Raw genomic sequence first — 16,872 nt, 5'->3', positions numbered from 1 at the left:
CCTCACCGCTTGGAAACGGTCAGCTCAGAGCCCATACGGCACCTCAGTGCTTCAGAACAAATGATTTTAAGCCCTGAGGCGGCCTCAGACCATAAAATTATTTGTTCTGAAGCACTGAGGCAGGAGCACTGCCCGCGAGTAGCGCGAATTACACAGTTCGCGCTACTGCGCTACCGAGCACCTTGGCCCGCTCGGGACGCAAGATATTGCGTCTCTACAACCGCCCGTTTCCCATTTCCATCCCCCACCCGAAAGCCCTACCTTTGCTAAGAAGCCAACCGGCTTAGTTTCCGCTGCTGACTACTTCCCATGGGACTCGATTATCATTCGCTACTGAACCCCTCGCAGGCCGCCGCCGTGATGCAAATCGAAGGCCCCTGCATGATTATTGCCGGCGCCGGCTCGGGCAAAACCCGGGTGCTCACTTACCGCATTGCCAACCTGCTGGAACAGGGCGTCAACCCGTTCAACATTCTGGCCCTCACCTTCACCAACAAGGCCGCCCGCGAGATGCGCGCCCGCATTGAGAAGGTCGTCGGCCCCGAGGCTAAAAACCTGTGGATGGGCACTTTCCACAGCATTTTTGCCCGCATCCTGCGCTCTGAGGCCGACAAAATCGGCTTTCCCCGCTCCTTTACCATCTACGATACCCAGGACAGCAAAACGCTCATCGGGCAGATTCTCAAGGAGCTGGAGCTCGACGACAAGCTCTACAAGCCCAATATGGTGCTGAGCCGGATTTCGGGGGCCAAGAACAAGCTCATCTCGGTGCAGCAGTACCTCAACGACCCCGTGATTAAGCAGGACGACGAGTCGGCGCTGCGACCCAAGCTGGGCGTGATTTACCAGCAGTACGCCAACCGCTGCTTCAAGGCCGGGGCCATGGACTTCGACGACCTGCTCTACCAGACCAACGTGCTGTTCAAGGACCACCCCGACGTGCTCAACAAGTACCAGAACATGTTCCGGTACGTGATGGTGGACGAGTACCAGGACACCAACTACTCCCAGTACCTGATTGCCCGCAAGCTGGCGGCCAAGGAGCGTAACATCTGCGTGGTCGGCGACGACGCCCAGAGCATCTACGCCTTCCGGGGCGCCGATATTCAGAACATTCTCAACTTCGAGAAGGACTACCCCGAGCTGCAGGTCTTCAAGCTGGAGCAGAACTACCGCTCCACCCAGACCATCGTGAAGGCGGCCAACTCGGTTATCAAGAACAACCAGGCCCAGCTGCGCAAGGACGTGTTTTCCGACAACGAGGAAGGCCCGCTGATTGAGGTATTCAAGGCTTCTTCGGATAACGAGGAAGGCAAGCTGGTGGCTCAGAGCATCTACGAGGACAAGATGAACCAGCACTTGTCGTACGATGATTTTGCCATCCTCTACCGCACCAACGCCCAGAGCCGGGCCATGGAGGAATCCCTGCGCAAGCTCAACATCAAGTACAAGATTGTGGGCGGCCTGAGCTTCTACCAGCGCAAGGAAATCAAGGACCTGGTGGCCTACCTGCGCCTCACCGTCAACCCCAACGATGAGCAGGCCCTGCGCCGGGTCATTAACTACCCCAAGCGCGGCATCGGCGACACGACCTTGGCCAAGCTGATTTCGACGGCCGAGGAAACCAACCACACCATCTGGGAGGTGGTCAGCAACGCCGACAAGTTCCTGCCCACCCGCACGGCCAACCCGATTGTGGATTTCGCGGAGAAAATCAAGGCCTACACCGCCGTGGCGGCCAAGGACGATGCCTTCGAGGCGGCCAAGTTCATTGCCAAGAACTCGGGCATGATTGAGGAGCTCTACGCCGATAAGAGCATCGAGGGCCTGAGCCGCTACGAGAACATCCAGGAGCTGCTCAACGGCATCAAGGCCTTCGTGGAAGACCCGGAGCGCGAGGAAAAGAGCCTCGGCGCCTTTTTGCAGGACATTGCCCTGGTCACCGACGCCGACACCAAGGACGCCCAGGCAGAGGGCGAGCAGGTGACCATGATGACCATTCACTCGGCCAAGGGCCTGGAATTCCGCAACGTCTACATCGTGGGTCTGGAGGAAAACCTGTTCCCGAGCCAGATGATGATTACCTCCCGCGCCGATCTGGAGGAGGAGCGCCGCCTGTTCTACGTGGCCATCACGCGGGCCGAAAAGAAGCTGACCCTGAGCTACGCCACCTCCCGCTACCAGTGGGGCAACCTGCGCAGCTGCGAGAAAAGCCGCTTCCTAGACGAAATCGACCCCAAGTACGTCGACTTCAAGTTCTCGGCCGGCCCCGGTCCCGACCGCGCCGGCCCGGGCGAGTCGCCCTTCGGCCACGTGTTTGAGCGCCGCTCGAACCTGATTCCGCCCCCGCCCCGCAAAACGGCCGCCACCAAGTACGTGGCCCCCGCCGACTTCACGCCCTCCGACACGAGCAACCTGCAAACCGGCCAGCGCGTGGAGCACCCCAAGTTCGGCTTCGGCACCGTCAGCAAGCTCGAAACCGTGCAGGGCTCCACCAAAGCCGTGATTCAGTTCGAGGAAGTGGGCGAGAAGACGCTGCTCCTGAGCTTCGCCAAGCTGCGGGTGCACTAAACCGGTATCCGGCCGAGTTGCGCGCTTTTGCGTTACCTTAGCCAACCCGCGCGCCGCCCCCCTCAGCCGCGCGCCCGCGCCAAACCTTGCCCCGCTGGCTTCTGTACTACTCAGAGCGCCAACGGGGCAGGGTTTGGCGTATATTTGACCCTCCGAATACCATTTTCATGACCCTACCTTCCCTTCATAAACACGAGCTGCTTCAGCGCGAATACGGCCAGAGCACGTTCCAGCTCGTGCAGCAGCTGGCCGGCATCGAGGACCGCGCCGAGCGCACCCGCCGGGCCCAGCAGATTGTGCAGCTCATCTTCCGCCTTCAGCCCGCCCTGCGCGACCAGCCCGACAGCCAGGCCAAAGTCTGGAACCACGTGTTTGAAATGGCCGACGGCGAGCTGGACGTGGACGCGCCCTTCCCGCTGGTGGCCCAGGTGAACCTGGCCCCGCCCCAGCGCATCCCCTACCCCGCCAAAGGCCCCAAATTCCGGGCCTACGGCCAAGCCGTGGAGCAGCTCGTGGCCCAGGCCCTGACCCTGGAAGACCCCGCCGAGCGGGAGCAGGCCACCGCCATCATCGGGCGGACCATGAAGTTCCTCTACCGCTCCCACAACAAGGAAAATGCCAAGGACGTCACCATTCTCAAGCACCTCAGGGAGCTCTCGGGCGGCCAGCTCACCCTCGACCCCGACCAGGTGGACGCCCAGAACCTGTTCGAGTTTACCACTGCCGGCGGCCGGCCCGCGCCCTTCATCGTGCCCCAGCCCCGCCAGGAGCGCGACAACGGCGGCAACCGCCGCGGCGGCTCCGGCGGCAACAACAACGGCGGCAACCGCCGCGACAAACAGCGCCGCGGCGGCCGCAAAAACCGCCAGGAACCCCAGCAACCCCCGCAGTAGCTTTTCTGAGAAGCGAGGAGTTAGAAGCTAGAAGACAGGAGTTCGATTACTGTGCATCAGTATCGCTCGGCTACATTCTGTTACCAAATTCCGGCTCCTAGCTCCCAACTCCTAAACTCCTATATAAATGGCCTCTTTTGAAGTAATTGGCGGTAAGCCGCTGCACGGTGAAATCGTGCCCCAGGGTGCGAAAAACGAAGCCCTCCAGATTCTGTGCGCCGTGCTGCTCACCGCCGAGCCGGTCACCATCAGCAATATCCCCGACATCCGCGACGTGAACAAGCTCATTGAGCTGCTGCGCGACATGGGCGTAAAAGTGGGCAAGCTGGCCTCCGATACCTACCGGTTCCAGGCCGACAGCGTGAACCTGGACTACCTCGATACCCCCGAATTCGTGGCCCAGGCCGGCGCGCTGCGCGGCTCCGTCATGATTCTGGGGCCCATGCTGGCCCGCTTCGGGCGCTGCCAGCTGCCCAAGCCGGGCGGCGACAAAATCGGCCGCCGGCCGATGGATACGCACTTTTTGGGTCTCGAAAAGCTGGGCGGCAAGCTCACCCTGGAAGGCCTCGACTTTTACCGCATCAAGGCCGAAAACGGCCTGACCGGCGCCTACATGATGCTGGACGAAGCTTCCGTGACGGGCACGGCCAACATCGTGATGGCCGCCGTGCTGGCCCGGGGCACCACCACCATATATAACGCCGCCTGCGAGCCGTATCTGCAACAGCTCTGCAAAATGCTGGTGCGCATGGGCGCCAACATCAACGGCATCGGCTCCAACCTGCTCACCATTGAGGGCGTAACCGAGCTCGGCGGCACCGACCACCGCATGCTGCCCGACATGATTGAAATCGGCTCCTTTATTGGTCTGGCGGCCATGACGGGCTCCGAAATCACCATCAAGGACTGCCAGATTGCCGAGTTGGGCCTGATTCCCGACACGTTCCGCAAGCTGGGCATCCAGCTCGAATTCCGCGGCGACGACATCCACATTCCGGCCCAGGAGCACTACGAAATCGATACCTACCTCGACGGCAGCATCCTCACCATTTCCGACCACACCTGGCCCGGTTTCACGCCCGACCTGCTCAGCATTGTGCTGGTGGTGGCCACCCAGGCCAAGGGCACGGTGCTCATTCACCAGAAGATGTTCGAGTCGCGTTTGTTCTTCGTCGACAAGCTCATCGACATGGGCGCCCAGGTGATTCTCTGCGACCCGCACCGCGCCACCGTCATCGGCCTCAACCACCAGAAACGCCTCCACGGTATCACCATGACCTCCCCCGACATCCGGGCGGGCGTGGCCCTGCTCATCGCGGCCCTCTCGGCCGAAGGCCGCAGCGTCATCGAGAACGTGGAGCAGATTGACCGCGGCTATCAGCACATCGACAAGCGCCTGACCGCCCTCGGCGCCCAGATTCGCCGGCTGTAACGCGGTATTGTGTAGCGAGTACGGAGTAGTGAGATTGACCTACTTGTAACCGCCCGGTTTCTGCTTGCAGGAGCCGGGCGGTTTGCGTTTGGGGCGGCAAGCATATACCAGGAGCCGGGGCCGGACCGTTGAGGAAACGTGCGGGCGGGGCGGGGCGATGGGGTCATCTTTTATCCTTCCTGATTATGCGTATTTCCTCCCTGCTCCTGGTGGGCCTGTTGGCCGTTCTGGCTGCCTGCGACAAACCGGGAAGTGCCCCCGCAGACATGATGCTCGCCATACCGGAACTGCACGAAGCTCCCGCTGCCTCGTACGAGCCCATGGCTTCCTCCGCTACTGGCGAAATTCCGACGCCCGTGGCGCCGGCGGCCAGCCGCAAGCTTATTTACCACGCCCGGGTGCGGGTGAAAGTGGCCGATTTGCCCCGGGCCAACCAGCACGTGGATACCCTGCTGCGGGCCGTGGGGGCGTACGTGGAGTCCGTGTCGGAAGTGCGGGAGGATGCGGAGTGGCGGCACGAGGTGACCATCCGGGTGGCGCCGGCCCGGTTCCAGGCCGTGCTGAGCGGCCTGGAACCGGGCCGGCTGGGCACCGTGGAATCCAAGCAGCTGACCACCGAGGACGTCACGGCCCAGCACGCCGACATCACGGCCCGGCTGGCCTCCAAGCGGGCCCTGGAGCAGCGGTATCTGGAGCTGCTGAAAAAGGCAACCAAGGTGGCCGACATGCTCGAAATTGAGCAGAAGATGGGCGAAATCCGGGAGGAAGTGGAGGCGACCGAGAGTCGCCTGCGCACCCTCAACGACGAAGTGGGCTACTCCACCATCCGCCTCACCTACTACCAGCCCCTGAGCCAGCCCCGCCCCGATGCGCCCGTGCTGTCCTTCGGCAGCCGCCTGCTGGCCTCCTTCTACCGCGGCTGGGAGCTGCTCACCGACCTCGTGCTGGGCCTCGTGGGAGCCTGGCCGCTGCTGGTACTGGCCGCCGGCACCCTGGCACTCCTGCGCTTCTGGTGGCGCCGCCGCGCCCGGCGGCGGCAAGCCTGAACCGCGCCGCCGCCCCCGGCCGACATGCCGAATAGTCGGGCGGGGATGGGTTACGTTTTTCGGAGCCGGCGTATGAACCGGCAGAAGCTGCGCAGCTTTTTCATCTTCCCTCCTTCTTCCCGAATCCCGATGAAAAAACGATGGCAACTGCTCCCGCTACTGGGGCTGTTGCTGGGCAGCTGCGCCCAGCAAAAAGAAGAGGCCCCGGCGGCCGTTGAAGAAAAACAGCCGCTGGTAGTACCGCCCGCCGCCAACCTGCCCGACGTGCCGCTGGGTCGGCTGTGGCAAACACACCGCCCGGTCATTTATCAGGCCGATATGCGGATGCGGGTTACGGACTTTGAATCTGCCACGGTGCAGCTGGATACGCTGCTCTACCGGCACGGGGCTTACCTGGCCGAGGCCCACGAAGCCACCGACGACGGCCGCCACTCGCAACACCTGACCATCCGGGTGCCCTCGGCGCGGTTTCTGCCCCTCACGTTTGCCCTGGGCCGCCTGGGCTACGTCGAAAACAAGGACATTCGCTCCCACGACCTGACCTCCGAGCAGCTGCAGGCCCGCACCCAGGACACGGCTGCCAGCGTGCTGTCGGCCCGCGACCAGCTGCTGGCCGAAGAAGCTACCATGGGCACCCTCGACCTGGTATACTACCAGCCAGTACCGGCCGAAATGGCCCCGCAGCCCCCGCTGGCTCCGCGCCTGGTCGCCGGGCTGCGGTACGGCTGGCATCTGCTGGGGGAATTCGTCGTTGCGCTCACCTATCTGTGGCCCCTCACGCTGGTACTGGCCAGCTGGCTGATATACCGTCGGCGGCAGCGGCGGCTACCGGCCTGATGCGGCCTGCATGTACCTAAACGCAACGCGCCCCGCCTTCCAGAAACCGGAAAAGCGGGGCGCGTTGCGTTTAGGTACAGCCGTGAGCTAGTCCACAATCATGTCAACCACCGAGGTGGCCAGGGACAGCACTACACTAAAAATCAACGCGGAAACAAAGCCATCGATTTCAAAGCTGGACATCAGGTAGCTGGCCAGCATCACAATCAGGGCATTGATGACGAACAGGAACAGGCCCAGCGTGAGAATGGTGATAGGCAGGCCAATGATTTGCAGAATCGGCTTGACCACGGCGTTGAGGATGGCCAGCACGATAACTAGGATCATGGCGCTACCGAACCCATCAATCTGGGCGCCGGGCAGGAAATTGGCCAGCAGGTAGGTGATGACGGCCGAGAGAATGAACTTGAGAATGAAGCCCATAAGGCAAAAACGGTTTAGGTGAGAGATGTACAGTATGCAGGGAGTTGAATACAGTACGCACTCAGGCCTATTCAGTTGTTGGTTGTTGGTTGTTGGTTGTCAGTTGTTGGTTGTCAGTAAATACATGGTCATCCTGACGAAGGAAGGATCCTTTCACGCTGAAACGAGGCCGGTTCAACGACTTGCGCTAACGTGAGAGGATGCTTCCTTCGTCAGGATGACCGCGTATTTACTGACAACCAACAACCGACAACTGGCAACTTACTTCTCCGTGGGCTTAGCCTGCAGGAAGCCCTGGGAAACGCCCATCCAGTTGGCCATGTGGTAGAGCAGGCGGGCGCCCACAATGGCGTTCCACTCGGTGTCGCCGGGGGCTACTTCGTTCAGGTCGCAGCCGATGATGGTGCGGCCCGAGCGCACCACCATGCGCAGCAGGTAGAGGGCCTGCTCAAACTCCAGGCCGCCGGGCACGGGCGTGCCGGTGCCGGGGCAGAGCTTGGGGTCGAGGCCGTCGATGTCGAAGCTCACATATACCTTGGGGGGCAGCTGGGCAATGATTTTCTTGCACTCCTTCTTCCACGACTTGCCGCCCAGCATTTCGGCCTGCAGGAATCGGTCGGCGAACAGGGCCACGCGGCCGTTGCTCTGGTCGATGTAGTCAGCTTCCTGCTGGCAGTAGTCGCGGATGCCCACCTGCACCAGCTTCTTCACCTGGGGCAGCTTGAGGGCGTTGTACATGATGGAGGCGTGGGAGAACTCGAAGCCCTCGTAGGCCGGGCGCAGGTCGCAGTGGGCATCAATCTGCAGAATCCCGAACTCCTGGTGGCGCTCGGCCAGGGCGTGCAGGTAGCCCAGGGGCGTGCTGTGGTCACCGCCCAGCACCATCACGCCCTTGCCGGCGTCTAGCAGGGCCCCGGTTTTCTGTTTGAGCCATTCCAGCAGCGCCTGGCCGCGCGCATTGATGTGGGTGGGCACGGCCGCGTGCTCGGCGTGGCCGCTTTCGGGCTCGCCTTCTTCCAGCCAGCCGATGTAGCCTTCGGCCCGGGGGCGCAGTTCCTGGCTTTCGGCGGCAATGGTTTCGTCAGCTTCTTCCATAGCCAGGCCCATGCGCCAGGCGTTGGGCAGGTCCGGGTCGTAGAGGTCTACCTGCAAAGAGGCGGCACGCATGGCTTCGGGGCCTTCGGCGGTGCCAGCGCGGTAAGACACGGTGACTTCCCAGGGCACGGGCACTACCACTACCTGCGCCTCCTCGGGCGTGAAGGGCAGCCCGAAAATGCCGCCGGAGGTGTCGCCAAGGGCATTGGGGTCGAAGTCAGCAAGTTTTTTCTCGAGGGCGGAATCAGAATCAGCCATGAAACGGAGCGAATGAGGGGTGAAAAGAAACGCCGCGGCCCCCGCGCCCGGCGCAACGCCGCAGCCCGGAGGCGGCGGCCGTTACCGGCGTGGGGGCCGCTGCCGGGACCAGGTCCGCAACAGGCAGGCACCGCAAACTTACGAACCCAGGTGCTGGCCGCCCATAAAATCGTAGGTCCGGATGATTTCGATGATTTTCTCGAACGTTTCGCGGTCAAAGAAAATCATCAGCGGTAGCTCCACGGAGTTTTCCTTATCGGAGAACTGGGTGATAACCGAGAAGATGAGCGGCTGCACCATCGGGTGGTCGAGGAGCAGGCTTTTGAGGGCGGCGGCCATGTCACCGCTCGGGTGCACGGGCGGAGCACCGTAGATCTGGGCCTTCAGGATGTTGGCCAGCTGCGTGACCAGAGCCCCGGTGATGATGTTGCTGATTTCCAACAGTAACGACTCCTGCATCTCATCAATGTGGATGGAGTCGGAAGTCGTCATGCGCAGGCACACCCGGGAGAGGCGCTGCACGTGCTGGCCGGAGAAGAACATGAGGGTGGTGCCGTTGAAATCCCCCCGGATATCGGACTGGATGACCACGTGGCCGGCCTGCAGGTCGAGGACCTTCTCCAGCACGTTTTGTCCCGATACAATATCCAGATTAGGTACTTCCAGCAGCACCTTTTCCTGGGCGATAACCGCGAATGAATCGGCGGCGCGTGCCAGCCCGATATTCAGAATCTCACGGATGATATCCCGCTCCAGTTCCGTCATGTGCAAATCCATACGAGTCAGTTGAAAAGGCGAACGACCAAAGCCGCGGCCGGGGTCTGCAATACGAGAATTAGGGTCGTTTGGCTAAAAACAGCCGGGTCAGGGCGGGCACATCCAGCACCAGGCACACCTGCCCGCTGCCCAGCAGCGTCACGCCCCCAAACAAATCAATGGTATCCAGCGGTTTGCTCATGGGCTTAACCACGATATCCTGCTGGCGCAAAAAACGGTCGACGATGAGGCCGAGCCGCCGGTTGTTGTAGTTCACGATGATGATGTCCTGCCGGCCCGAGAGGTCGGCCTTCACGGCGGGCGGCAGGGGCCCGTCGCCGTTGTGCAGCAGGCGGCGCAGGGCCACCACCGGCACGTTTTCGTCCTGAATCCGGGTCAGCAGCAGTCCGCCTACCACGTGGAAATCCTCGGGCAGCAAGGACACCACCGAATCGGTGTGCATGAGCGGGATGGCGTAGTTGCGGTTTTCCAGCTCGAAAAGCAGGGCGCCTTTCACGGCAATAGACGTAGGCAGCACCAAGGTAAAAGTGGTGCCTTCGCCCAGCACCGAGCTCACGCGCAGCTGCCCGCCAAGCGAGTCAATGGCCAGCTTCACCACGTCGAGGCCCACGCCCCGGCCCGAAATTTCGGTTACCTCCTTGGCCATCGAGAAGCCGGGCTCGAACAGGAAGGCCCGCACGGCGTCGTCGGGGAGGCCGGCGGCGGCGGCGGCACTGACCAGGCCGCGCTCCACGGCCTTGCGGCGCACACTTTCCACGTTAATGCCCCGCCCGTCGTCCTGCACGCGTACCAGCACGTCGTCGCGCTCGGCCTGGGCCGAGAGCAGCAGGTGTCCCTGGGCCGGCTTGCCCGCCGCCACGCGCTCGGCCGGGGTTTCGAGGCCGTGGCCGATGGCGTTGCGCACCAGGTGCAGCAGCGCATCGGTGATGATCTGGAGGATATTGCGGTCAATCTGGATGTCCTCGCCGGTCATAGTCAGCTCCACGTCCTTCTGCTCGGCCGTGGCCACATCGCGCACCACCCGCGGGAACTTGCTGAACAACGAGCCCACGCCTACCAAGCGGGCGTCCATGACGCTGTACTGCAGCTCGTCGGCAATGCGCGAGAGATGGGCAGCGGCCGTGGTGAGGGCCTGGCTGCCAATTTCCTTGCTCAGGGTCAGAATCCGGTCCCGGTCGATGATGAGCTCGCCCACCAGGTTCATCAGGTGGTCGAGCTTGCGCACCTGAATGTAGACCAGGTCCGAGAGTTCGAGCTTGCGACTCACGTCTTCGTCGTCGTCCTCTTCCTCGTCCTCCAGGTTGGGTTCCTCCCCTTTTACCAGCCGGTCGAGGTTGTCGAGCAGGCGCCTGACCTCGGGCAGGTCCTCGTTTTCGCCCACGGCCCGAATCATCTCCCCAATGGTATCGATGCCGCCGAAGAGCACCGGTACCACGCTGCCGGTAAACGTTTTTTCCTTGTCCCGAATCAGCCCGAAAATGGTTTCCATGTGGTGAGCCACTTCCCCAATGGGGTTGTAGCCCATAGCCCGGGCATTCGATTTGAGGTTGTGCATGAGCCGGAACAGCTCATTGAGGGCCGGTTCGTCGCCGGGGTTGCGCTCCAGCTCGCTGATGTGCCGGCTCATGGCGTCGTAGTACTCCAACGCCTCGGCCATGAAAATCTCCCGATACTCCTGTTCCCGTGATTTCATTACGCCAGGGCCTTTGGAAGACGGGAGGAAAACGAGGCCGCCGCTACCGGCCGCTGCACATGGCGCACCAGATACTCGGCCACGTCGGTCAGGGGCACTACGGCACTGGCCTGCCCGGCCTGAATCACCGATTTGGGCATGCTGAACACGGCCGAAGACGCCTGATCCTGTACGATAACGGTGCCGCCCTGCTGGCGTATGGCGCGGGCCCCGGCCGTGCCATCCCGGCCCAGCCCCGTCAGGACCACACCCAGCACGTGACGGCCCGCCAGCCGGGCGGCCGACTGCATCAGCAGATCCACGGAAGGTACATCCAAGCTGGTTTCACTCACGAAATCGGTCTGCCAGCCCAGCCAGGGGCCTTCCAGCACCGGGCGGACCACCAGGTTGTGGCCTCCCGGCGCCACCAGCACGCGGCCGGCCTCGAGGCGGGCTCCGCTGCTAGCGGCCGTTACCGGCAGCGCGGTAGCCCGCTGCAGCCGATCCACGAGGGAGCCGGTAAAATGACCGGGCAGATGCACGGCGACCAGCACGGCCCAGGGAAAATTGACGGGCAAAGCCGCCAGCACCTTTTCCACTGCCGGCCCGCCCCCCGTTGACCCTCCAATAACCACAATTCCCCGCGGGGGCAGCGGCACCGTCAGGTTACGAATAACGGGCACTGGCACGGCAGGCTCGGGCCGGGCCGCCAGCAGTTGGGTCTTCGCCTGCTGGCACCAGGCCCACAGCTCCGGTCCGCTGGCAGGAGCCGGTGGCAAATAGCCGTACACGCCCAGATTCTGCACCTCGCGTAACATGCCAGGTAGCGGAGGACGGGTACTATACAGCAGCACAGGCACCGGATAGTACTGGCGTAACCGCTCCAGTCCCAGCAACTGGTCTTCCCCTACCACTACCACCCCCGGCCGCAGCCGGCGTGCCAGCAGGGGCAGTTCCGCCGTGCCCGCAGCCGAGCCTACCAGTTCCAGGGCGGAATCGGTGCGCGGCAGCCGGCTTAGCAGGGCCCGCACCGGGGCGGGCAGGCTGCCAAGCAGAAAGGTAAGAGCGGGAGGGAAAGAAGACACGGTCAGACGAAAACGCGGAATAAGGCGAACGGCTAGGCCTGATCGGACGAGGCGTCCTGCAGGGCGGCGCCCACAATCTCAAGGACTTTTTCTTCGGAAAAGGGCTTCACGATATAGGCCGTGGCACCGCTTTCCAGCGCCTCGTTCACGATAACCTCCTGGCCTACGGCCGAGCACATGACCACTTTCACCTCGGGCTGCTCCTGGCGGATGCCTTTGAGCACGTCGAGACCGGTGTTGTCAGGCAGAATGACATCCAGCGTAATCAGGTCGGGGCGGGTGGCCGTGGCCATTTCCAGGGCCTGCTGGCCGTTGGCTGCTTCGCCTACCACTTCGTAGCCGGCATCGGTGAGCATATTCTTGAGCATCGTACGCATGTAGAAAGAGTCGTCGACGATGAGGATGCGGTTTTTCATGAGAAGTGCAAAAAGCAGAATGAGGTAAAGGAGCCGAACAGTCCGATCAGATCAGGACGTTGTACGGCTGTGGGTAGCGGAAGATGTTGCGGCAGGCTGCAACTGCATGATTTCGGCGGGCGTGAGCAGCTTCAGCATGTCGAGCACCACAATGATGCGGGGGCCGATTTTGGCAATACCCTCAATGTATTTGTCGTTGATGTTCGCATCCTGGATAAACTCCGGGGCCTGCTCAATCACCGACTGGGCAATGGACAACGGCTGGGGCACCTCCCGCACGATAATACCGATGGTGTATTCCTTGGCCTCAATGGCCATGGTGTACGACACGGCCGGCATGGGTTCGGCCGCCGCGTTCAGGTTGAACCGCTCCTCCAGGTCGATAACGGCAATAATATCCCCGCGCAGGTTGGCAATTCCCTTCACGAAGGAAGGCGTTTTGGGCATCCGGGCAATGTCGGGCGTGATGGTCACCTCCTTCACCTGCTCAATCCGGATGCCGTACTCTTCCTCTCCCAGCCGAAACACAATCAGCTGAATGATGGGGTCCTGTTTGGCTACTTTGTCTGATTCAGGCATGCCGGTTACACTAACGGCCCGCGCGACCCACCCGAAGGCGGGCCGCTGGTCCGGAACGAGGGGAAATTATTTGGCTTTGCTCTTGGTGGTTTTGGCCTTGGCTGGCGCGGCCGGTTCGGCAGCTTTAACCGCCGGCGCCTTTTTGCGGGCTACCCGTTTAGGCTCGGGCGCAGACGGGGCCGGCGCGGCATCCGGAGCCGAAGCCGTGGCACGACGGGCCGCTCCACGGGCTTTGGCGGCGGCCTGGCGCGCTGCCGAAACCGTTGGTTTAGCCGTTTCCTTCGGCTCGGCCGAAGCAGCCGGAGCCGAAGGAGCCGTCGTGGTGCGCCGCGTCAGGCGGCGACGGATGGGCTCCGGTTCGGGCTCGGGTTCAGGCTCCAGGTCTTCCATGAGCTGGAAGGCCGAGAGGCCCAGTTGCAGGTCGTCGGCAATGTTGGTCAGGTTCTGGCTGCTGGTCGTCAGCTCCTGCATGCTGGTGGAAAGCTGCTTGGCCGTGCTGGCCACTTGCTGGGTGCCGGAGGCCGTCTGCTCGGCAATGGCTACCACTTCCTCCACGTACTTGACCACGTCGCCGATACTCGTTTTCTGAATCTCGGTGGCCGTGAGAATGTCGCGGCTGGTGCGCAGGGTTTCGCCCGAGGAGGTGGCAATGTTCTTGAAGGCCGAGCTGGCCTCGAAGGTGGCGTTCTTGCCCTTGAGTACCCGGCCCTCCATGGTGCTGATAGCGGAAGCGGCGGACGTGGTGTCCTTCCGAACGTCTTCTACCAGCGTGGCAATTTCGCTGGCCGATTTGCGGGAGCCTTCGGCCAGCTTGCGGATTTCCTCGGCTACCACGGCAAAACCACGGCCGGCTTCCCCGGCGCGGGCGGCCTCAATGGCGGCGTTCAGGGCCAGCAGGTTGGTCTGGGAGGCAATGTCGGTAATCACGCCCAGCGACTTGCTGATTTCGCCCGAACGGGTGCTCAGTACCTCAATAGTCTTGGAAGTCTGGGCGGCGGCGGAGCTGATTTCCTCCATGTTTTTCACCACCTCGGCCACCGTTTTGAGGCCCAGCTGAGAGGTTTGCTCCCCGAGGATAGCGGCCTTGATGCCCACGTCGGCTTTGCCGGCGGTTTCCTTGGTGGCCTGCATGATTTCCTCGATCAGCTTGAAGGCCTGGTCGGTTTTGAGGGCCTGGTTCTGGGCGCCTTCGGCCATCTGCTGCATGGCCAGGGCCACGTCGACGGTTACCCGGCTCATCTCCTGGCCTTTCATCACCATTTCCTCCGACGACTCGCCCACAATCTGCGACGACTCGTTGATTTCGCCCAGCAGCTCGTTGAGGTTGTCCACGGCCAGGTTCAGGGCGTCGGCCATGGCGCGGATGTCGCCGGTGGTTTCAATTTCCACCTGCTGCTGCAGGTCGCCTTCCGAAATGGCGCGTACCACCCGGCTCACTTCGAGTACCGGCGAGGCAATGCTTTCAATCAGGGCGTTGAGCGTGTCCACCAGTTCCTTCCAGGAGCCCGACACGTCGGTTACGGTAGCGCGCTCGGTGAGCTTGCCATCCACCCCGGCCACTTTGGCTACCCGGCTTACTTCCACGGCTAGGCGGTTGAGGTCGTCCACCATCCGGTTGATGGTTTCGGCCAGCTCGGCCACCTCGCCCTTGGCTTCGAGGGTCAGCTTCTGGGTCAGGTCACCCTGCGATACGGCCGTTACCACTTTCACAATGCCCCGCACCTGGGTGGTGAGGTTGGCGGCCATGGTGTTCACGTTGTCGGTCAGGTCCTTCCACACGCCCGACACGTTGGGCACATCGGCCTGGCCGCCGAGGCGGCCTTCGGTCCCTACTTCCTGGGCCACCCGGGTTACTTCGCCGGCAAACACGTTGAGCGAGTCCACCATCTGGTTGATGTTGTCCTTGAGGTCGAGCAGCTCGCCTTTTACATCAACGGATACTTTCTGGCTCAGGTCGCCGCGGGCTACGGCGGAGGTTACGTTGGCAATGTCGCGCACCTGGCTGGTGAGCGAGGCGGCCATGAAGTTTACGTTGTCGGTGAGGTCCTTCCAGGTGCCGCGCACGTTGGGCACCACGGCCTGACCACCGAGGCGGCCTTCCGTGCCCACCTCGCGGGCCACCCGGGTTACTTCGTCGCCGAAGGTGTTGAGCGAGTCCACCATCTGGTTGAGGTTTTCCTTGAGCTGGAACAGCTCGCCCTTCACATCAACGGATACTTTCTGGCTCAAATCGCCCTTGGCTACGGCCGTGGCCACGTTGGCAATGTCGCGCACCTGACTTGTCAGGTTCGAGGCCATCGTGTTCACGTTATCGGTCAGGTCTTTCCAGGTGCCCGATACGCTCGGCACGTTGGCCTGGCCGCCCAGAATACCTTCCGTGCCCACTTCGCGGGCCACCCGGGTTACTTCCCCGGCGAAGATGTTGAGCGAGTCCACCATCTGGTTGAGGATGTTTTTGAGGTCGAGAATCTCGCCTTTCACATCCACCGTCATCTTCTGGGTCAGGTCGCCTTTGGCTACGGCCGTGGCCACGCTGGCAATGTCGCGCACCTGACTGGTCAGGTTCGAGGCCATGGTGTTCACGTTGTCGGTCAGCTCCTTCCAGGTGCCGCCCACGCGCGGTACGCTGGCCTGACCGCCGAGGCGGCCTTCCGTGCCTACTTCGCGGGCCACCCGGGTTACTTCGTCGCCGAAGATGTTGAGCGAGTCCACCATCTGGTTGAGGATGTCCTTGAGCTCCAGGATTTCGCCCTTCACGTCCACGGTCATCTTCTGGCTCAGGTCGCCGCGGGCTACGGCCGTGGCCACGTTGGCAATGTCGCGCACCTGACTCGTCAGGTTCGAGGCCATGTTATTTACGTTGTCGGTCAGGTCCTTCCAGACACCGGCCACGTTTGGCACCGACGCCTGGCCGCCCAGCTTGCCCTCCGTACCCACTTCCAGGGCCACCCGCGTTACCTCGCCGGCAAACAGGTTGAGCGAGTCCACCATCTGGTTCAGGTTCTGCTTCAACTGCAGCAACTCCCCTTTTACATCGACGGTGATTTTCTGGCTCAGGTCGCCTTTGGCTACGGCCGTGGCCACGTTGGCAATGTCACGCACCTGACTCGTCAGGTTCGAGGCCATGTAGTTCACGTTATCCGTCAGGTCCTTCCAGATGCCGGCCACGTTCGGTACCGACGCCTGCCCGCCCAGCTTGCCCTCCGTGCCCACTTCCTGCGCCACCCGCGTTACCTCGCCGGCAAACAGGTTGAGCGAGTCCACCATCTGGTTCAGGTTCTGCTTCAACTGCAGCAACTCCCCTTTTACATCGACGGTGATTTTCTGGCTCAGGTCGCCCTTGGCTACGGCCGTGGCCACGTTGGCAATGTCACGCACCTGACTCGTCAGGTTCGAGGCCATGTAGTTCACGTTGTCGGTCAGGTCCTTCCAGATGCCGGCCACGTTCGGCACCGACGCCTGCCCGCCCAGCTTGCCCTCCGTGCCCACTTCCTGCGCCACCCGCGTTACCTCACCGGCAAACAGGTTGAGCGAGTCTACCATCTGGTTCAGGTTCTGCTTGAGCTGCAGCAGCTCGCCCTTCACGTCCACCGTAATCTTCTGGCTCAAATCGCCCTTGGCTACGGCCGTGGCTACGTTGGCAATGTCACGCACCTGACTTGTCAGGTTCGAGGCCATGTAGTTCACGTTGTCGGTCAGGTCCTTCCAGATGCCGGCCACGTTCGGCACCGACGCCTGCCCGCCCAGCTTGCCCTCCGTGCCCACTTCCTGCGCCACCCGCGTTACCT

13 protein-coding genes are annotated in these 16,872 nt (G+C 62.3%); 5 read left to right on the top strand and 8 right to left on the bottom strand.

Annotated features, from left to right (window positions below; genetic code table 11):
• Positions 1-309: 309 nt before the first annotated feature.
• From KLP40_RS20100 to KLP40_RS20080, 5 genes are all read left to right on the top strand, one after another.
• Positions 310-2,571, top strand: coding sequence for an ATP-dependent helicase (locus tag KLP40_RS20100; protein WP_215595630.1), 2,262 nt, complete (start codon positions 310-312; stop codon positions 2,569-2,571).
• A 167-nt stretch (positions 2,572-2,738) separates the two neighbouring features.
• Positions 2,739-3,464 (top strand): DUF4290 domain-containing protein, encoded by a 726-nt coding sequence (locus KLP40_RS20095; RefSeq protein WP_215595629.1) that lies wholly within the window; start codon positions 2,739-2,741, stop codon positions 3,462-3,464.
• Positions 3,465-3,591: 127 nt separating this feature from the next.
• Positions 3,592-4,896, top strand: coding sequence for a UDP-N-acetylglucosamine 1-carboxyvinyltransferase (gene murA / locus KLP40_RS20090; RefSeq protein ID WP_215595628.1), 1,305 nt, complete (start codon positions 3,592-3,594; stop codon positions 4,894-4,896).
• A 185-nt stretch (positions 4,897-5,081) separates the two neighbouring features.
• Positions 5,082-5,942, top strand: a complete 861-nt coding sequence (locus KLP40_RS20085; protein ID WP_215595627.1) for a DUF4349 domain-containing protein — start codon at positions 5,082-5,084, stop codon at positions 5,940-5,942.
• A gap of 129 nt (positions 5,943-6,071) precedes the next feature.
• The gene (locus KLP40_RS20080) at positions 6,072-6,779 is read left to right on the top strand and encodes a DUF4349 domain-containing protein (protein ID WP_215595626.1); all 708 of its coding nucleotides are present in this window, start codon (positions 6,072-6,074) and stop codon (positions 6,777-6,779) included.
• Positions 6,780-6,866: 87 nt separating this feature from the next.
• Here the strand turns inward: KLP40_RS20080 and KLP40_RS20075 are convergent, their stop codons facing one another.
• From KLP40_RS20075 to KLP40_RS20040, 8 genes are all read right to left on the bottom strand, one after another.
• The gene (locus KLP40_RS20075; protein WP_215595625.1) at positions 6,867-7,202 is read right to left on the bottom strand and encodes a phage holin family protein; all 336 of its coding nucleotides are present in this window, start codon (positions 7,200-7,202) and stop codon (positions 6,867-6,869) included.
• A 261-nt stretch (positions 7,203-7,463) separates the two neighbouring features.
• On the bottom strand, positions 7,464-8,555 hold the full coding sequence (locus tag KLP40_RS20070) for an agmatinase family protein (protein ID WP_215595624.1): 1,092 nt from the start codon (positions 8,553-8,555) through the stop codon (positions 7,464-7,466).
• 138 nt (positions 8,556-8,693) lie between these two features.
• Positions 8,694-9,332 (bottom strand): chemotaxis protein CheC, encoded by a 639-nt coding sequence (locus tag KLP40_RS20065; RefSeq protein ID WP_246559057.1) that lies wholly within the window; start codon positions 9,330-9,332, stop codon positions 8,694-8,696.
• A gap of 58 nt (positions 9,333-9,390) precedes the next feature.
• Positions 9,391-11,025: a chemotaxis protein CheA gene (locus KLP40_RS20060; protein WP_215595623.1), complete on the bottom strand. Its 1,635-nt coding sequence runs from the start codon at positions 11,023-11,025 to the stop codon at positions 9,391-9,393.
• Complete coding sequence (locus KLP40_RS20055; RefSeq protein ID WP_215595622.1) at positions 11,025-12,089, bottom strand: chemotaxis protein CheB; 1,065 nt, start codon at positions 12,087-12,089, stop codon at positions 11,025-11,027. Before KLP40_RS20055 ends, KLP40_RS20060 begins: the two co-directional genes overlap by 1 nt.
• A 32-nt stretch (positions 12,090-12,121) precedes the next feature.
• The gene (locus tag KLP40_RS20050) at positions 12,122-12,505 is read right to left on the bottom strand and encodes a response regulator (RefSeq protein WP_215595621.1); all 384 of its coding nucleotides are present in this window, start codon (positions 12,503-12,505) and stop codon (positions 12,122-12,124) included.
• A gap of 51 nt (positions 12,506-12,556) precedes the next feature.
• Positions 12,557-13,084 carry a chemotaxis protein CheW gene (locus KLP40_RS20045; RefSeq protein ID WP_215595620.1) on the bottom strand — a complete coding sequence of 176 codons (528 nt, stop codon included), beginning with the start codon at positions 13,082-13,084 and terminating at the stop codon, positions 12,557-12,559.
• Between the two features lie 66 nt (positions 13,085-13,150).
• A partial coding sequence (locus KLP40_RS20040) for a HAMP domain-containing protein (protein ID WP_215595619.1) occupies positions 13,151-16,872 on the bottom strand: 3,722 nt, incomplete at its 5' end.

Source organism: Hymenobacter piscis, assembly GCF_018760735.1.
Lineage (GTDB): Bacteria > Bacteroidota > Bacteroidia > Cytophagales > Hymenobacteraceae > Hymenobacter > Hymenobacter piscis.
This window is presented reverse-complemented; position numbering and strand designations above follow the sequence as displayed.